Below are 21,011 nucleotides of genomic sequence, written 5' to 3'. Positions count from 1 at the left end.
GCACGTAGCATGGCGCCATGTCACACGTCGCGCGGAAGGACCCCGCTGAGCAGCGGCCCGAGCCCCTCACCCCGGACGAGGAGGCCGTGGTGCGGTCGCTCAGCCGTGTCATCTACGCGCTGCCCCGCGCCATCGACGCCGACATGCTGCGCGAACAGCGCATGTCGCTCGTCGAGTACCTGGCCCTGGCGAATCTGTCGGAGGCCCCGGACCGGCAGTTGCGCATGAGCGAACTCGCCGCCTCGGTCGAGATGTCCCTCAGCGGCATGACACGCCTGGCGACGCGGCTGGAGACACAGGGGCTCATCCGCCGGATCCGGTCCGAGGAGGACGCCCGAGGCCTGAACGCCCGGCTGACCGACGCGGGCCTGGCCCGGCTGGAGGAGGCGTGGCCCAGCAACCTGGCCTCGGTGCGGCGCCACTTCCTGGACCACCTGACGGAGCTGGACCTCAGGAAGCTCGCCGCGGCACTGCAGAATGTCGCCACGTGACCCTGCGGCGGACCCGCCAGGTCCGCCGCACGGTCACGTCCCCTTGACGGCCGCGTCACCGGGCCGCCCTCCGTGGCGTCCGCGTCCGTCACCAGGCGCTCGAGCCGCCGTCGACGGCGTAGTTGGCCCCGGTGATGTACGACGCCCGGTCCGAGGCGAGGAAGGCGGCCAGCTCGACCACCTCCTCGGGGCGACCGAAGCGCTTGAGGAGCGTCTTGGCGGTGATCGCCTCACGCAGCGCCTGGTTGTCGCCGAGGTCCCGGTCGCTGGCCGGGGTGAGCACCGGGCCCGGGCTGACGGCCACCGCGCGGATGCCGTGCGGGGCGCCCTCCAAGGCCATCTGCCGGGTCATGCCGATCACTCCGGCGTTGGCGGCCGTGTGCGCCACCATCGGCGGGTGCGCGCCGGCGATCATGCCCGCCTCCGAGGCCACGTTGATCAGCACGCCGCCGCCGCGCGCGACCAGATGCGGCCAGGCGTACTTCGACACGAAGAACGGGATGTCGAGTTCGCCCGCCACGGTCGTCCGCCAGTCCTCCACGGAGAAGTCCGGCAAGGGACCGAAGCGCTGCAGGGCCGCGTTGTTGTAGACCACGTCCAGACCGCCGTACACGCCCACGGCGTTCTCCACCAGCTCACGCACCTGCTCGGGGTCGGTGAGGTCGACCGGCGCGAAGCCCGTCATCAGGCCGCCCGCGGTGCGCACCATGTCGACGGTCTCGGCGTTCCCGTCGGCGTTGATGTCGGCGCCCACGACGCGCGCGCCCTCCCTGGCGAAGACCAGGGCGGCGACCCGTCCCATGCCGCCGCCGGTTCCGGTGATGAGGACGATCTTCTCGTCGAGTATGCCCATGAGGAACAGCTCCAGGTCCGATGTCCGTGCCCATGCCGGACATTTCCTTGCTTGACGAAGCAAGTGTGCGTCATGTCGGCCCAGGCGTCAAACGACGTCGTGAACGGGGAGAGCCGGCGTCGCCCGGTGGGGCGGGGGTCAGCGGCCGGGCAGGCGCTCCGTGATCTCCTGCACGATCCAGCCGTTGCCGTCCGGGTCGTCGAAGGACAGGAACGAGCTGTAGCTGCGCCCCTCGGGGTCTCGGCCCGACAGCCGTGCCTTCGTGCCCGAGTGGTGGAAGACCCCGCCGGCGTCGTGGAAGACCTCACTCACGGCGACACCCCTGCGCGCCAGCTCGTCGCGGGCGGCCTCGATGTCCCGCACGACGAGGTGCAGTCCCTCGGCCGATCCCGGCGCGGCCCCGCTGACCTGGTCCCCGAAGATCACCGAGCAGGCCGACCCCGGCGGTGTCACCTGCACCACGCGCAGACCGTCGTCGGCGGTGAAGTCGGCGTCGAGCCGCCAGCCGAGCCCTTCGTAGAAGCTCTTCGCGCGGTCGACGTCCGACACCGGAACCACTGCCACTTCCAGCTTCATGTCCATGGTGGACCCTTCCTGTTCTGCGTCGGTCACGCCCGCCGCCCGGTCACGGGGGCACCAGCTGCTGTCCGCCGTCGATGTCGTACGTGGCGCCCGTCACGGCCTCGTTGCACATCAGGTGCACGGCCAGCGCGGCCACGTCGTCCGGACCGACGACCCGCCTGATGGGGAGGGCGGCGCGCAGCTGCTCCCGCCGCGCCTCCAGCCCGTCGCCCAGCAGCGACGCGGACAGGGGCGTGTCGACGAAGCCGGGCGCGACGAGATTGACGCGCACCGGTGCCAGTTCGAGCGCCAGACCGGCGGTCAGGGCGGGCAGCGCGGCGGTGAGGGCCGACGTCACGGCCCCGCCGACGGCGGGGCGGCGGCCACCCGTGCCGCCGACGAACACCAGCGTCCCCGCGTCACGGACCACGGCGGCGCCGTACTTGGCGACGCCGAGGGTGAGGGCGAGGCGCCGCCCGAACACGGCGCGCGCCTCGTCGACGTCCATCTCCGCCAGCGGCATGTACCAGGGGGCGCCGGCGGTCGAGACGACGTGGTCGACCGGGCCGGCCAGATCCGCGAAGAACCGCCGCAGGGCGTCGGAGTCGGCGGCGTCGACGGTCGCCGTCCGCTCCGCCCCGACGTCCGCCGCCGCCCGGTCCAGTCGGTCCCGGTCGCGTCCGGCCATCACCACCCGGGCGCCGTGCCGCCGTGCCTGATGCGCCGTCGCGAGTCCGATGCCGGAACTCGCGCCGATCACCACCACGGTCTGGCCCGCCAGGTCTCGGGGGAGAGGGGCGTCGCTCGCCATGGGTGCCTCCGGCGTCGGTGCGTGGGACGGCCCGGTCACGGACCCGGGCGGCGGGGTCCCGCATCAGACAAGGGACTGCCCGCCGTGCAACTGGGGGTACAGTGCGGCGGGCCCTTCCGGCAGGGCCGCCTGGACCCGCCGGCTGACCTCGTCGCCCAGGACCTCGGGCAGCCCGGCCGCGACACCGTCCAGGGCGGCGCGCGCCACCGTGCCGGGGTCCGACTTCGGCCCCGGCACGCCCGCCGCCATGTCGGTCGCCAGATAGCTGACGTGCAGGGCGGTGACCTGCGTGCCCTGGCCGGCGAGGGCCAGGCGAAGGGCGTTGGTGACCGACCACTCGGCGGCCTTCGCCGCGGCGTACCCGGCGCTGACCGGGATGGACACCCAGGACAGCACGGAGAGGACGTTCACGACGGCGCCCCCGCCGTTGCGTCCGAGCACCGGGGCGAAGGCACGGCTCATCGCCAGCGTGCCCACCACATGTGTCTCGAACTCCCGCCGGAACGAGTCCAGATCGCCGTCGAGGATGTGGGCGCGGGTCGTCGACCCCGCGTTGTTCACGAGCAGCGTCACGTCCGGAGCCGCTCGGGACGCCGCGGCCACGGAGTCGTGGTCGGTGATGTCCACGGCCACCGGGACCGCCCCCGGTACGGCGACCTTGCCGGGGTCGCGGGCTCCCGCGTAGACCTTGGCCGCCCCCGCGTCGAACAGGGCGCGTACGAACTGCTCCCCGAGTCCTCGGTTGGCGCCCGTCACGAACGCCACGGATTCTTCGAGCTTCATGGAGACCTCCCCCGGCGCGGGGACAGCCGCCACGGACCACCGGTCGGCAGGCGGTTCGAGGCCGTGGACGGCCGTTCCGACGCTACAGCGCGGGGTCGTGCCTCACCACTCGAACGGCCGAGCGGGTGCCCGGCGTGCAGGCGCCCACGGCGCGTCGGGGCAGGCCTCATCCTCCCTGGAGCAGACGGTCGAACGGCTGCGGATCGTCGTACGGGTGGTCTGCGGGCGGTGCCTCCTCCCGCCGGCCCATCTCGCGGGCCAGTTCCCGCGCCGCCCGCCCGACGCGCGCGGCCAGTGGCCCTTCCGCCTGCCCCGCGCCCCAGTCCTCCGGCGCGGCGAACACGGCGGTGGGGACCACCACGGCGTGCAGGTGGCTGAGCAGGGGCCGCAGGGCGTGCTCCAGGACGAGCGAATGCCGTCCGGTGCCGCCGGTGGCGGCGACCAGGACCGGCTTGCCCGCCGCCGCCGGCTCCTCGAGACAGTCGACGAACATCTTGAACATGCCGCTGTACGACGCCGCGAAGGTCGGCGTCACCACGATGAGGCCGTCGGCCCGCGCCACGGCGTCGAGCGCCCGGCCGAGACCGGGTGACGGATAGCCGGCGATCTGGTGGTTCACCAGGTCGTGCGCGTGGTCCCGGACCTCGATGACCTCCACGTCGGTGTCGTCCCCCAGCAGACCCAGTTCCCGCCGTGCGGCGTCGGTGAGCCGGTCGGCCAGCAGACGGGTGGACGACGGCTGCCGCAGCCCCGCCGAGACGACGGTGAGACGGCGCTTCACCGGGCACCTCCCTCTCCGGGGACCGGCGCCGCCTGGGCGGCCGCGGTCCGGGAGGCGTGGGTGGGGGCGTCCGGGACGTGCGCGGGCCGTCCCTCGGCGGACTCCGTGCGCAGGACGGGCACGATCGCGCCCAGGGCCTCGATCTGTTCGAGCACCGCCCGGTGCGGGACGCCGATGCCGTCGACGTTGAACAACTGGCGCTGGTAGTGCCCCGCCGCCTGCTCGCGGTAGGTGAGCACCTGCTCGATCACCTGCTGCGGGCTGCCGACCAGCATGGCGGTCTGCGCCATCGTGTCCTCCAGCGACGGACCTCCGCCGTACACCGGCGAGTGGTCGAAGTAGGGGCGGAACTCGCGCACCGCGTCCTGCGAGTTCTTCCGTACGAACATCTGCGCCGCCAGCCCGACGACCGCCTGGTCGGCGGGCCCGTGCCCGTAGTGCTCGAAGCGGCGGCGGTACAGGTCGACCAGCCGTTTGACGTGCTCCTTGGGCCAGAAGAGGTTGTTGTGGAAGAAGCCGTCACCGTAGTAGGCGGCCTGCTCGGCGATCTCCGGGGAGCGGATGGAGGCGTGCCAGACGAACGGCGGCACGCCGTCCAGCGGGCGGGGTGTGGAGGTGAAGCCCTGCAACGGCGTGCGGAACTTCCCCTCCCAGTCGACGACGTCCTCGCGCCAGAGCCGCCGCAGCAGGGCGTAGTTCTCCACGGCGAGTGCGAGACCGTCACGGATGTCCTGCCCGAACCAGGGATACACCGGGCCGGTGTTCCCGCGCCCCAGCATCAGGTCGACCCGGCCGTCCGCGAGGTGCTGGAGCGTCGCGTAGTCCTCGGCGATCTTCACCGGGTCGTTGGTGGTGATCAGCGTGGTGGAGGTGGACAGCAGGATGCGCCGGGTGCGGGCGGCGATGTGGCCGAGCAGCGTGGTGGGGGAGGACGGGACGAAGGGCGGGTTGTGGTGCTCGCCGAGCGCGAAGACGTCCAGGCCGACGTCCTCGGCCAGGCTCGCGTACTCCACCAGCGCCTTGATCCGCTCGTGCTCGGTGGGGGTCCGTCCGGACAGCGGGTCGCGTGCCACGTCCCCCACGCCGAAGATTCCGAAGTGCATCTGGTGATTCCCGTCTGTGATCGCGATTGATTGTTGCTATGCGAAGCAAATAAAAAGCGAGTATTGTTCCCCGCCGTTTCGCTCGCCGTCGCCGTCGCCGTCGCCGTCCGGCCGTGCTGGATGCCGGTGCGCGGCGGTGAGGGCCGGGTGGGTCCGTGTGTGTCGTGGGCGCCGAGTCCGCCGACGGGCGGATCGGCTCAGGTCGCGACCTTGTGCAGCGCCGCGGCCAGCTGCCCGAGGTCCATGCCCGTCAGATGGTCGAGGAAGTACCGGCGGACGGCGGCCAGGTTGGTGGGCCACGCCTCCTCCAGCCGTCGCAGGCCCGCGTCCGTCAGGGTCGCGTTCCAGCCCCGGGCGTCGTCCGGGCAGCGGGTCCGCCGGACGAACCCCTGGCTTTCCAGTCGCTGCACGACGCGCGTGGTGCCGCTCAGTGACATCTCGCAGGCGTCCGCGAGCTCGCTCATGCGCAACCGGCGCTCCGGGGCCTCCGACAGGTGCATCAGGGCCAGGTACTCGGTGTTCGGCAGCCGCTGCTCGCGCATCATGTCCGCGTCGATGGCGCGCGGCAGTGCGTGGATGAGCCGGGGGAGGGCCCGCACCACGGCTTCCTCGTCCGGGGTGAGGGGGTGCGGCCCGGCCGGGGCGGGATCTGGTGTCGCGGTCGCCATGCCCAGATGGTTGCACGGCGAAGTATCTTCGGCAAACGTCGCGCCGTTCCGGTCCCACCGCGGTCAGGTGCCTGGAGGGACGCCGATCCGCCGGCCGAGGTCGAGTTCCACGCCGTCCGGCTGCTGGAGCCCCGCCTCGAGGAGCTGCTCGACGCGGTGCGCGTTCTCCGGGCGGCCGGAGGTGCGGAAGAACGCCGAGAGCGCGGCGCCGAACTCCTCGACGGGAGGCTCGGTGACCGCGTCGACGAGCGACTTGGTCTCCCGTACGGCCGTCCTGTCGAAACCGGCGATCCTGCGGGCGAAGCCGTCGACGAAGTCCTCCAGCTCACCGTCCGGCAGGACGCGGTTGACGTAGCCGTACCGCTCGGCGAGATCCGCGGGGAAGTCGTCCGCACCCAGGAGGATCTCCAGCGCGCGCCCCCGGCCCAGCATCCTGGCGAGCCGCCCCGTGGGATCGCCGCCGGGCACCGACCCGACGCCGACCTCGAAGTGGCCGAGGACGGCGCCCGGCCCGGCGAACCGGATGTCGGTGGCCAGCGCGAACTCGCTGCCGGCACCGCGGGCGCGGCCGTTGATCTCGCTGACGGTGACGGCGGGGACCCTGGCCAGGCGGTACACGTTGTCCGCGTAGGGGTGCAGGCCGGAGGCCGCCGGCTTCATGGCGGCCACTCGCGAGCGGTCCGCCAGCATGTCGTAGTGCGCCATGAAGAAGTCCGGGTTGGCGCTGCGGAACACCACCACCGTGAGCTCGGGAGCCCGCTCGATGCGGGTGATCAGCTCCGCCAGCTGCTCGATGGTGTCCGGGTCGATCAGGTTGATCTCCCCGTTGGAGAAGGTGACCCGCCAGTAGGAGGGGCTGATCTCCCGGACGTCGAACTGTGTCTCGCCGCTCATCGGCTGCTCCCGTCTGCGGGGGAGGGGTGGACCCGGGGCCCGCTGCCCAATCTAGGTCATTACCGAACGAATGCCCTACGTGAAGGACCTCGGGCGGCAGGCGTCCGCCGTCACCGACTTACTTGACTCGGCAAGCATGTGGTCGTACCTTCGCAGAGAAGTTGCTTGGCGAAGCAATTTATGTCGAGTTCCCACACGCTGTTTCCGCACGAAAGGTCGATCATGACCAAGATTGGCATCATCCTCGGCAGCACCCGCCCGGGCCGCAACGGTGAGGCCGTGGCCCGCTGGGTGCACGAGGTCGCCGCCCGGCGCACCGACGCGGAGTTCGAGATCGTCGATCTCCTCGACTACGAGCTTCCGGTCCTGGACGAGCCGTACCCGGCGTCCCTGGGTAACTACACCCGGCCGCACACCGGGCCCTGGGCCGAGAAGATCGCGTCCCTGGACGGGTTCGTCATCGTGACGCCGGAGTACAACCGCTCCGTGCCGGGCGCCCTGAAGAACGCCATCGACTACCTCTACGCCGAGTGGAACAACAAGGCCGTCGGGTTCGTCAGCTACGGATCGGTCGGCGGCACCCGTGCCGTGGAGCACCTGCGCGGCATCGCGGGGGAGCTGCAGCTGGCCGACGTCCGCTCGCAGGTGGCTCTCTCCCTGTTCACGGACTTCGAGAACTTCAGCACCTTCAAGCCCGCGGACATCCAGCACGCCACCCTGACCACCACCCTGGACCAGGTGGTCGCCTGGGCCAAGGCGCTGGAGCCGCTGCGCGCGGCCTGAGCGACGCCCCCGGCCCGCCCGGACGGGACGTCGGTGCCGGCCTCAGGGGAGACCCGGGCCGGCACCGGCGGCCGTGTTCCGGTGAGATCTGCCGTACGAGCCCCGGGCCGCTGCGTGATGGTGTGTCATCGGGGCATGACGGTCGAGGTGGGCGGGGCGGGAGCCGGCGGGCTGGACGAGGTCGTGCGGGTGCTGCGGGAGTGGCAGCACGAGGGGGCGCCCGTACAGCTGCACCCGGGGGACGTGGGCTGGTTCCTGCGGTTCGGGGACGGGCCGGCCACCGAGGCGGTCAGGGTGTGGCGGCGAGGCGGAGGAACCGTCGCCGTCGGCCTGCTGGACGGCCCCGACCTGCTGCGTCTGGCCCTCGCGCCCGACGCCCGGCGGGACGAGGACGTGGCGCGGCGGCTCACCGCGGACCTCACGGAGCCCGGACGGGGCGTCCTGCCCGAGGGAACGGTGTACGTCGAGGCCCCGAGGGGCGCGCTGGTCCGGCAGACCCTCGCCGACGCCGGCTGGACGGACGACGAGCCGTGGACGCCGCTGCACCGTGACCTCGCCGCCCCGGTGCCCGGCCCGGGCGTACGGATCGAGGTGACCGGACCGGACGGGGCGCGGGTGCGCAGTGCCGTGCAGCGGGCCGCGTTCGCCAACTCGGCGTTCACGGAGGAGGCCTGGCACGCGATGGCCGCCGCGCAGACCTACACCGACGCCCGCTGCCTGGTCGCCCACGACGAGCGGGGCGACCCGGTGGCGGCGGTGACCGTGTGGTCGGCCGGCCCGGGACGTCCCGGGCTGCTGGAACCGCTGGGGGTGCACCGGGACCACCGCGGCCGGGGCCACGGCCGGGCGGTCACCCTCGCCGCGGCGGCCGCGCTCCGGGAGCTGGGCTCGTCGAGCGCCGTCGTGTGCACCCCCAGCTCCAACACGGCCGCCGTCGCCACCTACGCGTCGGCCGGTTTCCGGCGTCTTCCCGAGCTCCGGGACCTGCGCCGGGACGCGGTACCCCACCCCGCCGCGGCACCGCGCCCGGCTGGGTGATCACCGGTGGCGGGGCACAACGCCCGCTCATAGCTTCGGCTCCATGAACAAACGTCACATCGCGTATCTCGCGTGCACCACCGCCGTCGTGGCCGCGGGGATCGGTGCCGCCCCGTCGGCCCATCTGACGACCGTGCACCGCGTACAGCCGGGGCAGTCCATCCAGAAGGCCGTGAACGCCGCCAAGTCGGGAGACACCGTCCTCCTGGCCGCCGGCACCTACAAGCAGAGCGTCGACATCAAGAAGTCCGGCATCACCCTGCGCGGCGACGCCGCGGGCCGCACCGTCCTGCAGCCGGCCGCGAAGGCCGGCACGTCCGCCTGCGCCAAGGCCGGCAACGGCGTCTGCGTCACCGGCACCGACAAGAAGCCCCTCAAGGACGTCTCCGTACGCCACCTGACGGTGCGTGGATACGCCAAGAACGGGGTGTGGGCCACGGGGACCGACAACCTCAAGGTCCGCCATGTCGTCGCCGAGAAGAACGGCCAGTGGGGCATCGCCCAGGAACGCTCCGTGCGCGGCGTGCTCAGCCACAACGTCACCCGGAAGAACGGCGACGCCGGACTGTTCGTGGCCAACACCGTCGACACCGAGGAAGGCGCGCGCGACGCCAGGAAGACGGTGATCCGCTACAACAGGACCGCCGAGAACCGCGTCGGCGTCACCGTGCGCCGGCTGCGGAACGTCAGCGTCGACCACAACGAGGCCACCGGCAACTGCGCCGCGGTGTTCGTCGTGGGCGACGAGTCCAAGCCCCGCGCCGGCCACCTGAGCGTGTCCTGGAACAACATCCACGGCAACAACAAGTACTGCGCCAAGACACCCCGGCTGCCCTTCCTCCAGGGCTCGGGCATCGTCCTCACCGGCGTCGAGGAGACCCGGGTGGCGTTCAACCGGGTCGAGAACAACAAGGGCACCTCCCCGCTGTCCGGCGGCATCGTGCTGTTCAAGAGCCTCGTCGGCACGCCCAGCGAGCGCAACGACGTCCGCGACAACCTGGTGACCGGCAACAGCCCCGCCGACCTGGCCAACCGCGACACGGCGAAGACCAACACCTTCAGCCGCAACACCTGCACCCTCTCCGAACCCGCAGGAATGTGCTGACCCGTCAGCCCCCCCACCCCCCCCCACGGCACAACAGCAGAAGCGAGGCAACGGATGACCACCGTTGATCCGGCTCCCCCGCCGCCCATGCGGCTGAGGGAGCTCGTATTCGGGGCGGCCTGCGCGGCCGCCGTTCGCGCGGCCGTCCGCCTGGGCGTGCCCGACGCGCTGGACGACGACCCCATGACCGTCGACGACCTGGCGGCGGCGGTGAAGACCCAGCCGCACACCCTGCGCCGGCTGCTCCGCGCGCTGTCGTGCCAGGGCGTCTTCACCGAGAACCCCGACGGCAGCTTCGAGCACACGGAGATGTCCCGGCTGCTGCGCGAGGACGACCCGCACAGCCTGCGCTACATCGCCCTGTGGTGCACCGAACCCTGGACCTGGAACGTCTGGCCGCGCCTCGACGAGGCGGTGCGCACCGGCGGCAACGTCTTCGAGGACGTGTACGACCAGGAGTTCTTCACCTATCTCAACGAGTCGGCCCCCGAGTCCGCCCACGTCTTCAACCGGGCCATGACCACCTCCAGCGAGCAGTCCGCGCGGGACGTGGCCAAGCTGCTCGACCTGGACGACGCCTCCTCCGTGGTGGACATCGGCGGCGGCCAGGGACACGTCCTGGCCAGCCTGCTGGAGAAGCACCCCCACCTCCACGGCACCCTGCTCGACCTGCCGGGCGTCGTCGAGAACGCCGACCCCCGGCTGCGTGGCGGCGGCGCGCTCGCCGACCGGGTCCGCGTCGTGCCCGGCGACTGCCGCGAGGACGTGCCCGTCCAGGCCGATGTGTACATCATCAAGAACGTCCTGGAGTGGGACGACGACAGCACCCGCCGGGTGCTGGCCGCCATCCGCCGCTCGGCGCGGCCCGGCGCCCGGGTCGTCGTCATCGAGAACCTCGTCGACGACACCCCGTCCATGCGCTTCACCACCGCCATGGACCTGCTGCTGCTCCTCAACGTCGGCGGTGCCAAGCACACCCGGCAGAGCATGGTGGACCGCCTCACCGAGGCGGGCCTGACCATCGGCGAGATCCGCCCGGTCAACGCCTACCTGCACGCCTTCGAGTGCACCGTCGCCGGCTGACACGCGACGGCACGGGCCGCACACCCCGAGGCCGCCGGCTCCGCGTCTGACGCGGGACCGGCGGCCTCGGGGTTCTCCAGGTGCGGCGGCTCAGGAGCCGGCGCCGCGCTCCCAGCGGTAGAAGCACTGGGCCATGGCGTCCTTCGGGCTGCGCCACGTGGCCGGGTCGTACGCGCTGACGTACGCCTCCAGCTCCTGGCTGACGCGGCGGAACTCGGGGTGCGAGGCCACCTTCGCGATGGCCGGCGCCGGGTCCTGCTCGGACTCGATGAGGTGCAGGTACACGTCGTCCCCGAACTGGAAGAGACTGCGCCGGCTGACGCCGACCAGGTGGGGGAGCTCACCGCGGTCCGAGGCGGCGAACACGTCGGCGATGTGCGGCGCCGAACCGGGCTTCATCCGGGCGACGATCAGGGCGTGGTGCATGGGATGTCCTTCCGTGTCCCGCGGGCGGGAGAGGTGCTCAGCGCGAGGACGCGACGGACGCGCTCTCGGTCTCGCGGGCGGCCTGCTCGATCCTGTCCCGGATGAGCGCCATCTGGGTGCGGGAGTTGCGGTTGATGTTGTCCGTCATCCACGCGTCGTCGACCGGGGCGTCGGGCTTCATCGCGAAGTCCTGCGTCCAGCGCATCTCGATCCCGCCCGGCACCTCCTCGTACTCCCACAGGATGTCCATGTGGGCGAACGGGCCGGTCTCGACGCGGCGGGCGCGCACGATCCGCTTGGCGCGGTCGGGGGTGCGCTCCGACACCCAGCTCCACACCTTGCCGTTCTCGTCCGGGTGCATGGTCAGCCGGAACGTCGTCGTGGCGCCCTCGCGGGAGATGACCTCCACGGACGCGTACTCGCTGAACAGCCGCGGCCAGTTCTCCAGGTCGTTGGTCATCTCCCAGACGAGGTCGAAGGGAGCGTCGACGGTGATGCTGTTCTCCGTGTGTCCTGCCACTTTCAGGCTCCAGCCGTGAGGGTGCTGTTGACGAGGTTCAGGAACTCCCGGGGCGTCCTGCAGCGCTCCGAGTCGGGCGGCAGCGACACGCCGTACCGGTTCTCCAGCTCGCCGACGATGCCGAGCAGGCCGAGCGAGTCGAGGCCGAAGGAGTCGAAGGGGGACTCCGCGGCGTCCCTGAGTTCCTTGGGGTCGACGGTGATGCCGGCCGCCTGCTTCATCAGCGCGGCCAGTTCGTCGAAGGTCACTTCGGTGGTGATCATGGGTGACTGCTCCTTCCCCGCCCGGATCACCGGGCGGAATCGTCACCGCGGCGCACGACCAGCGCCGCGTTGGAGCCCATCAGTCCCCGGCTGAGGACGAGGGCGGTGCGCAGCTCGGCGGGCCGAGCGTGCGAGGTCACCAGATCGATGTCGTGGCAGATGTCGAACACGTTGGGCGTGGGCGGCACCAGACCGTGCTCCATGGCCAGCAGCGCGGCCACCGTGTCCAGCACGGGCGCCCCGCAGTACGCCCGGCCGTAGCCGGTCTTGGGCGCCGTCACCGGCACCCGCGTACCGTGCGCGCCGAGGGCGTCGGCGATCGCCAGCGCCTCCGCACGGTCCGCCTCGGGCACGCCCAGGGCGTCGGCGAAGACGACGTCGATCTCCTCCGGGGCGACGCCCGCGTCGTCGAGGGCGCCGGTGATGGCGTGCGCGAGGCCCGCGCGGGACTCCGCCCAGCGGGAGGCCCCGGTGAACGTGGCCGCGTGTCCGGCCACCACACCCCGTACGGGCACCCCGCGCTCACGGGCCCGCTCCTCGTCCTCGACGACGAGCAGCGCACCGCCCTCCGCGGGCACGAAACCGCACGCCTTCTCGGTGAACGGGCGGTACGCGCGGCCGGGGTCGTCGAGGGTGCTGAGCTCGGGGTAGCCGAGCTGACAGACCATCGAGTACGGGGCCAGCGGTGCCTCCGCCGCCCCCACGACCATGACGTCGGTGCCGCGCCGCACCGCGCGGGCCGCGTGCGCGAGGGAGTCCAGACCGCCCGCCTCGTCGCTCGCGACCACCCCGCACGGCCCCTTCAGGCCGCCGCGGATGGAGATCTGACCGGTGCTCGCCGCGTAGAACCAGGCGATCGACTGGTACGGGCCGACGAACTTGGAGCCCTTGCCCCACAGTTTCTGCAGCTCGCGCTGGCCGAACTCGCCGCCGCCGGAGCCGGCCGCGGTGACCACGCCGACCGAGTACGGATCGTCGGGCTCACCGCCGAGTCCGGCGTCGTCGAGGGCGAGCGCGGCCGCCGCCATCGCGAAATGGCTGAACCGGTCGGTCTGCACCAGGAAGCGGTCCTCGATGAGGGCCGCCGGGTCGAAGGACCGCACCTCGCCCGCCACCCGCAGCGGAAGGTGCTCACAGCCCTCGCGGGTGATCAGGTCCAGTACGCCGAGCCCTTCGCGCACCGACTTCCAGTAGGCGTCGGTGCCCAGTCCGCCGGGCGCGACCACACCGATGCCGGTGACGGCCGCACGCCCGGAACGCCGCTTGCTCATCGTGTCCTCCCGCCTGCCCCGGACAGCAGCACCGCGGACTGGAAACCGCCGAACCCGCTGCCGACGGAGAGCACGTGCTCCAGCTTCCGCTGACGGGCGGTGCGCGGCACGTAGTCCAGGTCGCACTCCGGGTCGGGGGTCTCGTAGTTCGCCGTCGGCGGCACCACCTGGTGTCGCAGCGCGAGCACGCAGGCGGCCACCTCGATGGCGCCGATCGCGCCGAGCGAGTGCCCCACCATCGACTTGATGGAGCTCATGGGCGTCTCGTACGCGTGCGCGCCCAGCGACCGCTTCACCGCGGCCGTCTCGTGCCGGTCGTTCTGCCGGGTGCCGGAACCGTGCGCGTTCACGTAGTCGATCCGGGTCGGATCGATACGGGCCTGGTCGAGGGTGCTGTCGATGGCCCGCGCCATCTCCAGGCCCTCACTGGTCAGTCCGGTCATGTGGTAGGCGTTGCCGTAGGTGGCGTAGCCGCTGATCTCGCAGAGGATGTCCGCGCCGCGCGCCCGCGCGTGCTCGTACTCCTCCAGCACCAGCACCGCCGCGCCCTCGCCCATCACGAACCCGTCGCGGCGGGCGTCGAACGGCCGTGACGCGTGCTCCGGGTCGTCGTTGTTGGGCGACGTCGCCTTGATGGCGTCGAAGCAGGCCATCGTGATCGGTGAGATCGGCGAGTCCGACGCCCCGGCGATGCAGACGTCGGCCCGGCCCTCGCTGATGGTGTGGAACGCGTAGCCGACGGCGTCGAGTCCGGAGGTGCAGCCGGTGGACACCGTCTGCACCGGGCCCCGGGCGTCGAACCGCTCGGCCACGGTGGCGGCGAGGGTGCTCGGCGCGAACGCCAGGTGCAGTTTCGGGTCCGCCTTGGTGTGGTCCACGTCCCAGCGCCGGCCGCTCTCGCTGACCAGCACGTAGTCGTGTTCCAGCCGGGTGGTGCCGCCGACCGCGCTGCCCAGGGACACCGCGGTGCGCCACGGGTCCACGGCCCCGGTGTCCAGCCCGGACTGCCGGACCGCCTCCCGGGCCGCGACCACGGCGAACTGGATGTAGCGGTCGGCGTGCTGGCACAGGTCCGCGTCCAGGCCGTGCTCGAACGGGTCGAAGTCGCACTCGGCGGCGATGCGCGAGCGCAGGCCCGCCGGATCGAACAGGGTGATGCCGCGGGTCGCGGTGCGGCCGGCGGCCAGCAGCTCCCAGAACGCCGTCGCCCCGATGCCGCCGGGAGCGACCACACCGATTCCGGTGACGGCCACCCGCCGGGTCATTTTATGGCCTCGCTCGGCTCGGCCGGGCGGGCCGTCTCCGGTCCGCCCACCGTCAACTGCGGTCCGGAGAGCGCGCTTTCGGTCTCCTCCGTGTCGACGTGCCCGAGGCTCGGGTGGGGCGCGAGGGGACCAAGGTGGAAGACCATGCGGGCCTCCTCGTCACCGACGTTGCGGAAGCGGTGCCGCATGTCGATCGGGATCATCAGCCCCTGCTCGGCGCGGAGCGCGAACGGCTCGCCGTCCAGGTCCACTTCGAGCGCCCCGTTGACGACGTACACGAACTCCTCGGAGTACGGGTGGTAGTGCTCGGCGATCCGCTCGCCGGGCTTGATGACGGCCAGCCCCATGAAGCCGCTCGTGGAGCCCACGGTGGCCGGGGTGAGCAGGGTCCTGAGGTCACCCCCGCGCCGGCGGTTGGGTTCCGTCTCGCTCAGGTCCACGATGCGTGGATGCTGCTTGGACATGGTTGATACCTCCGGGTGTACCGGTGACGTCCGGGCGCTCGGCGGCCGCGGACGTCACCGCGGTTGACCGTCAGGAAGCCGCCGCGCTGCGGTCGGTGACGGGCAGCATGTCGGCGTGCGACAGCAGCCGGTTGAGGGTGCGCTCCGAGTCGAGGGAGCCCTCGACGCCGATCGCGGCGCCGTCCAGGAGACGCTCCAGCTCCGCCGCCTTGCCCGGGCCGGTGATGCCGAGGGCCGCGAGCGGATCCAGGTCGAGGTCGCCGGTGACGTCGACGAGACGGACGACGATGTCGTCCCGCTGGAACACGGTGCTCGCGAACACCGGGCTGTCCGGGTCGTCGGCGGCCGTCTCGTCCTGCTGGGCGAGGAACCGGGCCAGCTCCATGCCCCGGCCCGCGACGGCCGGGTAGTACAGCGCGTGCCGCCGCAGCCCGGCGGGCTCAGGACGGCCGGACGCCACGTGGTGCACGGCGGGCAGCGCGGCCCGGGTGAAGAACAGTCGCGCCGACTCGGGATCGGTCAGGTCCCGGTCCTGCTCCAGATAGGGGTTGATGGCCTCCTCGACCGCCCGCACCTCCGGCTGGCGCGCCACGTGGCGCAGCGCGGCGAGCAGGTCGCCCTCCACCTCGACGGCCCGCACGACCCGGTTGCCGTGCATGAACAGCGAGGTGCGGCGCAGCCGCGTGGTGTCGTCGACCTGCGCCTTGGGCGACTCGTAGCCGGCCAGCAGCTCCGCGACCTTGGACTCGGAGCCCGGCTTGACGGTGAAGGTGAGGGCGTGGCGCGCCACACCGTCGCCGACCCGCACGGACGACTGCAGGCCCGCCCTGGCGGACTCGGAGCCCAGGGGGCGCTCGGGCATGGTCTCGCGCACGACGCTGTAGCGCATCGACCGGGTGTCCCGCACACAGCTGTGCATCGGCCGGACCGTCTCCACGTGCTCCTCGCTGTTCACCCACGCGAGGAACGGCGGGGCGCTCTCCCACTCGCTGGTGATCAGCCACTGCGAGGGGTTCTCGATCGACTGGCACAGCTGGTCGCTGATGTGACCGGGCACGGACGCGACCTTGCTGCGCATGTGCTCGTACGCCTCGAGGAACTGCTCCTGCGCCCCTTCGTACAGGTCGAGCAGCAGGATCACCCGCAGCCTGGAGCCGTCGAAGGCCGACTGCGATATGCGTCCCGACATGGTCATCCGGCGCACCTCTCCTCTTGTTGGGGAAACCCCTGCGGCGGGGCTTCTTCCGGAAGCTCTTCACGGAAGGTCAGGAACGACCGCCGTGTCCGATGGGCAGGGGGTCGCCATGTGTCGATGGTCGGCGCGGCCCGGGAAGCGCGCGAGCGACACGGGGCACGCGGGTGAACCGCGCGCCAACCGGGTGCCGCCCGGACGCGAAGGGCCCCGCACCGGGGATGAAATCGACGTCCCGTTCCTCAAACGACCCGGGCGAACGCTGGAGGCGTTTCAATGAACCGATCGGGTACGGCCGGCGAGGCGGTCCACCGCACGCCCGTCCTCATCGTGGGGGGCTCCCTGGTGGGCCTGTCCACGTCCCTGTTCCTGGGGCGGCTCGGTGTGCCGCACACGCTCGTGGAGCGTCATGCCGGCACGTCGATCCACCCGCGCGGGCGGGGCAACAACGTCCGCACGATGGAACTGTTCCGCGCGGCCGGCGTGGACGGCAGGATCGTCGAGGCCGCGTCGGTGCTGGCGGACAACCACGGCATCCTGCAGACACCGAGCCTGGTGGGGGACGCGGGGGAGTGGCTGTTCCGGGAGATCGACCCGGGCGGCGGACTCGCCCGCTTCAGTCCCGCCGGCTGGTGCCTGTGCAGTCAGAACGACCTGGAGCCGGTGTTGCTGCGCAGCGCGCGGGAACTGGGCGGCGATCTGCGCTTCAGCACCGAGATGATGTCCTTCGACCAGGACGCCGACGGGGTGACGGCCCTGGTCAAGAGCCGGGAGACCGGCGAGCACACCACGGTCCGGGCGGACTACCTGGTGGCCGCGGACGGTCCGCGCAGCCCCGTGCGCGAGGCGCTGGGCATCGGGCACACCGGTCCCGGCGACCTGTTCCACAACGTCAGCGTCACCTTCACCTCGCGCGACCTCGCCGCCGTCGTCGGCGACCGCCGGTTCATCGTCTGCTACCTCACCAGCCCGGACGGCGACGGAGCGCTGCTGCCGGTGGACAACCGCGAGCGCTGGGTCTTCCACGCGCCCTGGCACCCCGAACACGGCGAGACGCTGGAGGAGTTCACCGACGAGCGGTGCGTCGCGCACATCCGGCGGGCCGTGGGCGTCCCCGACCTGGACGTGACGATCACCGGCCGGGCCGCCTGGCACGCCGCCGAGCGGGTCGCCGAACGGTACGCGGAGGGACGGGTGTTCCTGGCCGGCGACTCGGCCCACGAGATGTCACCCACCGGCGCCTTCGGCTCCAACACCGGCATCCAGGACGCCCACAACCTCGCCTGGAAGCTGGCCGCGGTGCTCGGCGGCTGGGCCGGACCCGGCCTGCTCGACACCTACGACCGCGAGCGCCGGCCCGTCGCCGAGGCGACCAGCGCCCGCGCCTCGTCCCGCTCGGTGGAGCACAGCCACCCCGGGTACACGCCCGCCGAGGCCACCACGGCACTCACCGGCCGCAAGGGCGGCATCCTCAACGTGGCCCTGGCCTACCGCTATCCGCGCGGCGCGGTTTTGGGCGCCGACCCGGCGACGCCGGTGGTGCCCGACTCCGTGGCCCTGACCGGCGAGCCCGGCAGCCGCGCACCGCACCTGTGGCTGGACCGCGCCGGCACCCGCGTCTCCACGCTCGACCTCTACGAGCGCTCGCTGGTCCTGCTCACCTCGCCGCACAGCCCCTGGCAGGCCGCCGCGGCCGAGGTGGCGGCCGGGCTCCCGGTGCCGCTCGACGCGTACGGCATCGGTGAGGGCGCCGACCTGGTGCCCGAGCCGGGCACCGACTGGGCGGCCGCCCACGGCGTCACACCGGACGGCGCGGTGCTGGTCCGGCCCGACGGCTTCGTCGCCTGGCGCCACGAGGGCCCGGCCGCCGACCCGGCCCGGACCCTGCGGGAGGCGGTCACCACCCTGCTGTCCCGCGCCTGACGGCACGGCCGTCGGGGCGGCGCGGCTCAGCCGCTGCCAATGCCTCCCTGGCGGCCGCGTTCGGACTTGGCCAGATGCTGCTCGAAACGCTGGAGCGCCGGACCGTCGACGTCCCAGGGCCACGGGGTGACCACGCCCTGGAGGGCCTGGAACACCGGGTGGGCGTCCGCCGCGCGGCCGGCCGCGCACAGCGCGTACGCCAGGACGTTGAGGTCGGCGGTGGCCGCCGCATGCTGGAAGAACCCGGGCTTCGGCCACAGCGTGGCCGCCTGGTGCAGTGCCGCCGCCATCTGTCCCCCCTCGAACAGCTGGCCCGCCGTCATCGCCCGCACCCCGCCCTGCGCCAGGATGCCCTGGTACTGCCGTACGGCCGCAGTGAGTTCGATCGCCGCGCACGGCGCGTTGGCCGGGATGTGGGCGCGCACCGCGTCGACGAAGTCCAGCACCGCGGCGCTGGACCCGCCCTCCTCGGGCGACAGGTGGGCGAGCATCTGCAGATACGCCTCCCGGTGGTAGCGGTCCCGTCCGGTGGCCTCCCGCCACAGCGCCTGGACGTCCCTGCTGTCGTACCGCTCGATCCGCGCGGTGCCGAGCAGGACCACCCACGGCAGCGGGTCCTCCGGTGACAGCTCGGCGGCCCGGTGGCACCGGCCGACGACCTCCCGGGCGTCCTCCAGACGTCCGTCGCGCAGCCCTCGCGTCAGCTGGGTCCAGGAGTGGAACACCAGCGCGTCCGGCGCGTCCGGCTCCCGCTCCAGCCAGGTGGCCGCGATCCGGGTGCCGGCCGTCGCCTCGGCCAGCACGGACATCCGGTGCGAGCGTCTGTCCCAGTCGTCGCCGGTCTCCTCCAGCAGCTCGGAGATCGAGGTGGCGTCGGTCGCGCTGCCCTTCTTGCTCAACTTTCCGAGAGTACGGGAGAGTTGGTCGTCGCCGAGGGAGCGGGAGATGCGGGGGCGTCTGCTGGTGCGGGTGCTGAAGAGGGGCATGCCGGAAGACTAGGAAGCCTTGGTGCCCGGGCGATCGTTTTCCGGGTGATCGTTATCGATCTGGCCCTTACCACAGGTCATCCGGGCAGACCGGGGCGGGGCGGGGCAACCGGCCCCGCCCCGCCCCCGCTCCGCGGTCACCGTCGGCTCAGACCGCCGGGGCCGGGTACGTCGGGTACTCCACCCCGGAGACGTACTGGACGACCCGGACGACCTGGCAGGAGTAGCCGAACTCGTTGTCGTACCAGAGGTAGAGGATCGCGTTGTCGCCGTCGACCTTCAGCGCGCCGGCGTCGACGATCGACGCGTGCCGCGAGCCGATGAAGTCGCTGGAGACCGCGTCCGGCGCGCTGATGAAGTCGATCTGGCGCTTCAGCGGCGACGTCAGCGAGACGTTGCGCAGGTGGTCCAGGACCTCCTCGCGGTTCGTCGCGCGGGCCAGCTGGAGGTTGAGGATGGCGATCGACACGTCCGGCACCGGTACGCGGATCGAGCTGCCGGTGATCGGCGCCTTCAGGTCGGGCAGCGCCTTGGCGACGGCCGACGCGGCACCGGTCTCGGTGATCACCATGTTGAGCGGCGCGGACCGGCCGCGGCGCTCGGACTTGTGGTAATTGTCCAGCAGGTTCTGGTCGTTGGTGAACGAGTGGACCGTCTCCACGTGTCCGCGCAGCACGCCGTACTCGTCCGCCATCGCCTTCAGCGGCGGCACGATCGCGTTGGTGGTGCAGGACGCGCAGGACAGGATCCGCTCGTCCGGCTTGAGGGTGTCGTGGTTGACCCCGTGCACGATGTTGGGCACGTCGCCCTTGCCGGGCGCGGTCAGCACCACCTTGTCCACGCCGGGGCGCAGGTGCTGCGAAAGACCCTCACGGTCACGCCACTTGCCGGTGTTGTCGATGAGGATGGCGTTGTCGATGCCGTACGCCGTGTAGTCGATCTCGGACGGGTCGTTCGCGTAGATCACCTTGACCGTGTTGCCGTTGGCGACGATTGTGCTGTTCGCCTCGTCGACGGTGATGGTGCCCTGGAACTGGCCGTGCACGGAGTCGCGGCGCAGCAGCGAGGCCCGCTTGACGATGTCCTGCTCGCCGCCCCGGCGCACGACGATCGCGCGCAGCCGCAGGCCGTTGCCGGAGCCGGCCTTCTCGATGAGCAGCCGGGCGAGCAGCCGGCCGATGCGGCCGAAGCCGTAGAGGACGACGTCGCGCGGCTCGCGGCGGTCGATCTTGTCCGCGCCGGTCGCGCCGGCGACGGCCTCGGCGGTGAACTCGGCGACGGACCTGCCCCGGTCGTCGGCGCGGTAGGACTCGGCGAGCAGGCCGATGTCGATCTGCGACGGGCCGAGGTCCAGCGTGGTGAGCGCCTGGAGGAACGGCAGCGTCTCGGTGACGGACAGCTCCTCGCCGGCGATCTGCCGGGCGAAGCGGTGGGTCTTGAGGATGCTGACCACTGACTTGTTCACCAGGGAGCGGCTGTGCAGCAGGACGGTGACGTCCCGCTCCCGGTGCAGCTTCCCGATGATCGGGATCATCGACTCCGCGGTCTCCTCGCGGTGCTTCCAGTTGGTGAACGAGTCTTCGTTGACAGTCACAGGATCATCTTTCGAGCTAGAGGGTGCTCATATGATAGCCATGCTGCTCGAAGGGTTCCGAGGGGGTCCGCCCGCAGGTCCGCAGGGGCCCGTCGGCGGGTACGTCCCGCAGGGTTGCGTGACGGGCGAACGGGTACGCGTCCCCTGCTGTGC

At 72.0% G+C, this 21,011-nt stretch carries 23 protein-coding genes; 6 read left to right on the top strand and 17 right to left on the bottom strand.

Annotated elements, in window-relative coordinates; translation table 11 throughout:
* The first annotated feature begins 17 nt into the window (after window positions 1–17).
* Entirely contained in the window at window positions 18–491 is a 474-nt protein-coding gene (locus tag ACIF8S_RS15405; protein ID WP_399999627.1) for a MarR family winged helix-turn-helix transcriptional regulator, read from the top strand.
* A gap of 88 nt (window positions 492–579) precedes the next feature.
* On the opposite strand, the gene ACIF8S_RS15400 is transcribed toward ACIF8S_RS15405, so the two are convergent.
* The 8 genes from ACIF8S_RS15400 to ACIF8S_RS15365 form a co-directional block, all read right to left on the bottom strand.
* The gene (locus ACIF8S_RS15400) at window positions 580–1,344 is read right to left on the bottom strand and encodes an SDR family NAD(P)-dependent oxidoreductase (protein ID WP_399999626.1); all 765 of its coding nucleotides are present in this window, start codon (window positions 1,342–1,344) and stop codon (window positions 580–582) included.
* A 138-nt stretch (window positions 1,345–1,482) separates the two neighbouring features.
* Entirely contained in the window at window positions 1,483–1,926 is a 444-nt protein-coding gene (locus tag ACIF8S_RS15395) for a VOC family protein (protein ID WP_399999817.1), read from the bottom strand.
* A gap of 43 nt (window positions 1,927–1,969) precedes the next feature.
* Window positions 1,970–2,716 carry an SDR family oxidoreductase gene (locus tag ACIF8S_RS15390; protein ID WP_399999625.1) on the bottom strand — a complete coding sequence of 249 codons (747 nt, stop codon included), beginning with the start codon at window positions 2,714–2,716 and terminating at the stop codon, window positions 1,970–1,972.
* 63 nt (window positions 2,717–2,779) lie between these two features.
* A complete protein-coding gene (locus ACIF8S_RS15385) occupies window positions 2,780–3,499 on the bottom strand; it encodes an SDR family oxidoreductase (protein ID WP_399999624.1) in 720 nt (239 codons plus the stop codon).
* A gap of 166 nt (window positions 3,500–3,665) precedes the next feature.
* The gene (locus tag ACIF8S_RS15380; RefSeq protein WP_399999623.1) at window positions 3,666–4,280 is read right to left on the bottom strand and encodes an FMN reductase; all 615 of its coding nucleotides are present in this window, start codon (window positions 4,278–4,280) and stop codon (window positions 3,666–3,668) included.
* Window positions 4,277–5,383 carry a CE1758 family FMN-dependent luciferase-like monooxygenase gene (locus tag ACIF8S_RS15375; protein ID WP_399999622.1) on the bottom strand — a complete coding sequence of 369 codons (1,107 nt, stop codon included), beginning with the start codon at window positions 5,381–5,383 and terminating at the stop codon, window positions 4,277–4,279. Before ACIF8S_RS15375 ends, ACIF8S_RS15380 begins: the two co-directional genes overlap by 4 nt.
* Before the next feature lie 197 nt (window positions 5,384–5,580).
* Window positions 5,581–6,051, bottom strand: coding sequence for a MarR family winged helix-turn-helix transcriptional regulator (locus tag ACIF8S_RS15370; protein WP_399999621.1), 471 nt, complete (start codon window positions 6,049–6,051; stop codon window positions 5,581–5,583).
* Window positions 6,052–6,114: 63 nt separating this feature from the next.
* Entirely contained in the window at window positions 6,115–6,945 is an 831-nt protein-coding gene (locus ACIF8S_RS15365; RefSeq protein ID WP_399999620.1) for an enoyl-CoA hydratase/isomerase family protein, read from the bottom strand.
* A 222-nt stretch (window positions 6,946–7,167) separates the two neighbouring features.
* On the opposite strand from ACIF8S_RS15365, the gene ACIF8S_RS15360 reads away from it, so the two are divergent.
* The 4 genes from ACIF8S_RS15360 to ACIF8S_RS15345 all read left to right on the top strand — a co-directional run bounded on the left by ACIF8S_RS15360 (window position 7,168) and on the right by ACIF8S_RS15345 (window position 10,954).
* Entirely contained in the window at window positions 7,168–7,728 is a 561-nt protein-coding gene (locus tag ACIF8S_RS15360; protein WP_033277097.1) for an NADPH-dependent FMN reductase, read from the top strand.
* A 135-nt stretch (window positions 7,729–7,863) separates the two neighbouring features.
* On the top strand, window positions 7,864–8,766 hold the full coding sequence (locus ACIF8S_RS15355; RefSeq protein ID WP_399999619.1) for a GNAT family N-acetyltransferase: 903 nt from the start codon (window positions 7,864–7,866) through the stop codon (window positions 8,764–8,766).
* Between the two features lie 43 nt (window positions 8,767–8,809).
* The gene (locus ACIF8S_RS15350; RefSeq protein WP_399999618.1) at window positions 8,810–9,871 is read left to right on the top strand and encodes a nitrous oxide reductase family maturation protein NosD; all 1,062 of its coding nucleotides are present in this window, start codon (window positions 8,810–8,812) and stop codon (window positions 9,869–9,871) included.
* Window positions 9,872–9,925: 54 nt separating this feature from the next.
* Entirely contained in the window at window positions 9,926–10,954 is a 1,029-nt protein-coding gene (locus ACIF8S_RS15345; protein ID WP_349799339.1) for a methyltransferase, read from the top strand.
* A gap of 90 nt (window positions 10,955–11,044) precedes the next feature.
* Here ACIF8S_RS15345 and ACIF8S_RS15340 read toward each other — a convergent pair whose 3' ends face one another.
* From ACIF8S_RS15340 to ACIF8S_RS15310, 7 genes are all read right to left on the bottom strand, one after another.
* Window positions 11,045–11,380 (bottom strand): TcmI family type II polyketide cyclase, encoded by a 336-nt coding sequence (locus tag ACIF8S_RS15340; RefSeq protein ID WP_145825864.1) that lies wholly within the window; start codon window positions 11,378–11,380, stop codon window positions 11,045–11,047.
* A gap of 37 nt (window positions 11,381–11,417) precedes the next feature.
* Window positions 11,418–11,900, bottom strand: a complete 483-nt coding sequence (locus tag ACIF8S_RS15335; RefSeq protein WP_399999617.1) for an SRPBCC family protein — start codon at window positions 11,898–11,900, stop codon at window positions 11,418–11,420.
* 2 nt (window positions 11,901–11,902) lie between these two features.
* A complete protein-coding gene (locus ACIF8S_RS15330; RefSeq protein WP_399999616.1) occupies window positions 11,903–12,163 on the bottom strand; it encodes an acyl carrier protein in 261 nt (86 codons plus the stop codon).
* Window positions 12,164–12,189: 26 nt separating this feature from the next.
* Complete coding sequence (locus ACIF8S_RS15325; RefSeq protein ID WP_399999615.1) at window positions 12,190–13,434, bottom strand: ketosynthase chain-length factor; 1,245 nt, start codon at window positions 13,432–13,434, stop codon at window positions 12,190–12,192.
* Window positions 13,431–14,699 carry a beta-ketoacyl-[acyl-carrier-protein] synthase family protein gene (locus tag ACIF8S_RS15320; protein WP_399999614.1) on the bottom strand — a complete coding sequence of 423 codons (1,269 nt, stop codon included), beginning with the start codon at window positions 14,697–14,699 and terminating at the stop codon, window positions 13,431–13,433. Before ACIF8S_RS15320 ends, ACIF8S_RS15325 begins: the two co-directional genes overlap by 4 nt.
* On the bottom strand, window positions 14,696–15,163 hold the full coding sequence (locus ACIF8S_RS15315) for a cupin domain-containing protein (protein WP_399999613.1): 468 nt from the start codon (window positions 15,161–15,163) through the stop codon (window positions 14,696–14,698). Before ACIF8S_RS15315 ends, ACIF8S_RS15320 begins: the two co-directional genes overlap by 4 nt.
* A 70-nt stretch (window positions 15,164–15,233) precedes the next feature.
* Complete coding sequence (locus tag ACIF8S_RS15310) at window positions 15,234–16,358, bottom strand: SchA/CurD-like domain-containing protein (RefSeq protein ID WP_399999612.1); 1,125 nt, start codon at window positions 16,356–16,358, stop codon at window positions 15,234–15,236.
* 273 nt (window positions 16,359–16,631) lie between these two features.
* On the opposite strand from ACIF8S_RS15310, the gene ACIF8S_RS15305 reads away from it, so the two are divergent.
* A complete protein-coding gene (locus tag ACIF8S_RS15305) occupies window positions 16,632–18,278 on the top strand; it encodes an FAD-dependent oxidoreductase (RefSeq protein ID WP_399999611.1) in 1,647 nt (548 codons plus the stop codon).
* A 26-nt stretch (window positions 18,279–18,304) separates the two neighbouring features.
* Here ACIF8S_RS15305 and ACIF8S_RS15300 read toward each other — a convergent pair whose 3' ends face one another.
* Window positions 18,305–19,264: a hypothetical protein gene (locus tag ACIF8S_RS15300; RefSeq protein ID WP_399999610.1), complete on the bottom strand. Its 960-nt coding sequence runs from the start codon at window positions 19,262–19,264 to the stop codon at window positions 18,305–18,307.
* Between the two features lie 148 nt (window positions 19,265–19,412).
* Window positions 19,413–20,858, bottom strand: a complete 1,446-nt coding sequence (locus tag ACIF8S_RS15295; RefSeq protein ID WP_399999609.1) for a glyceraldehyde-3-phosphate dehydrogenase — start codon at window positions 20,856–20,858, stop codon at window positions 19,413–19,415.
* Window positions 20,859–21,011: the final 153 nt, after the last annotated feature.

It is taken from the genome of Streptomyces sp. NPDC085937, assembly GCF_044540535.1.
GTDB lineage: Bacteria > Actinomycetota > Actinomycetes > Streptomycetales > Streptomycetaceae > Streptomyces.
Note: the sequence above shows the minus strand (reverse complement) of the source record. Positions and strands in the feature narration are given on the sequence as shown.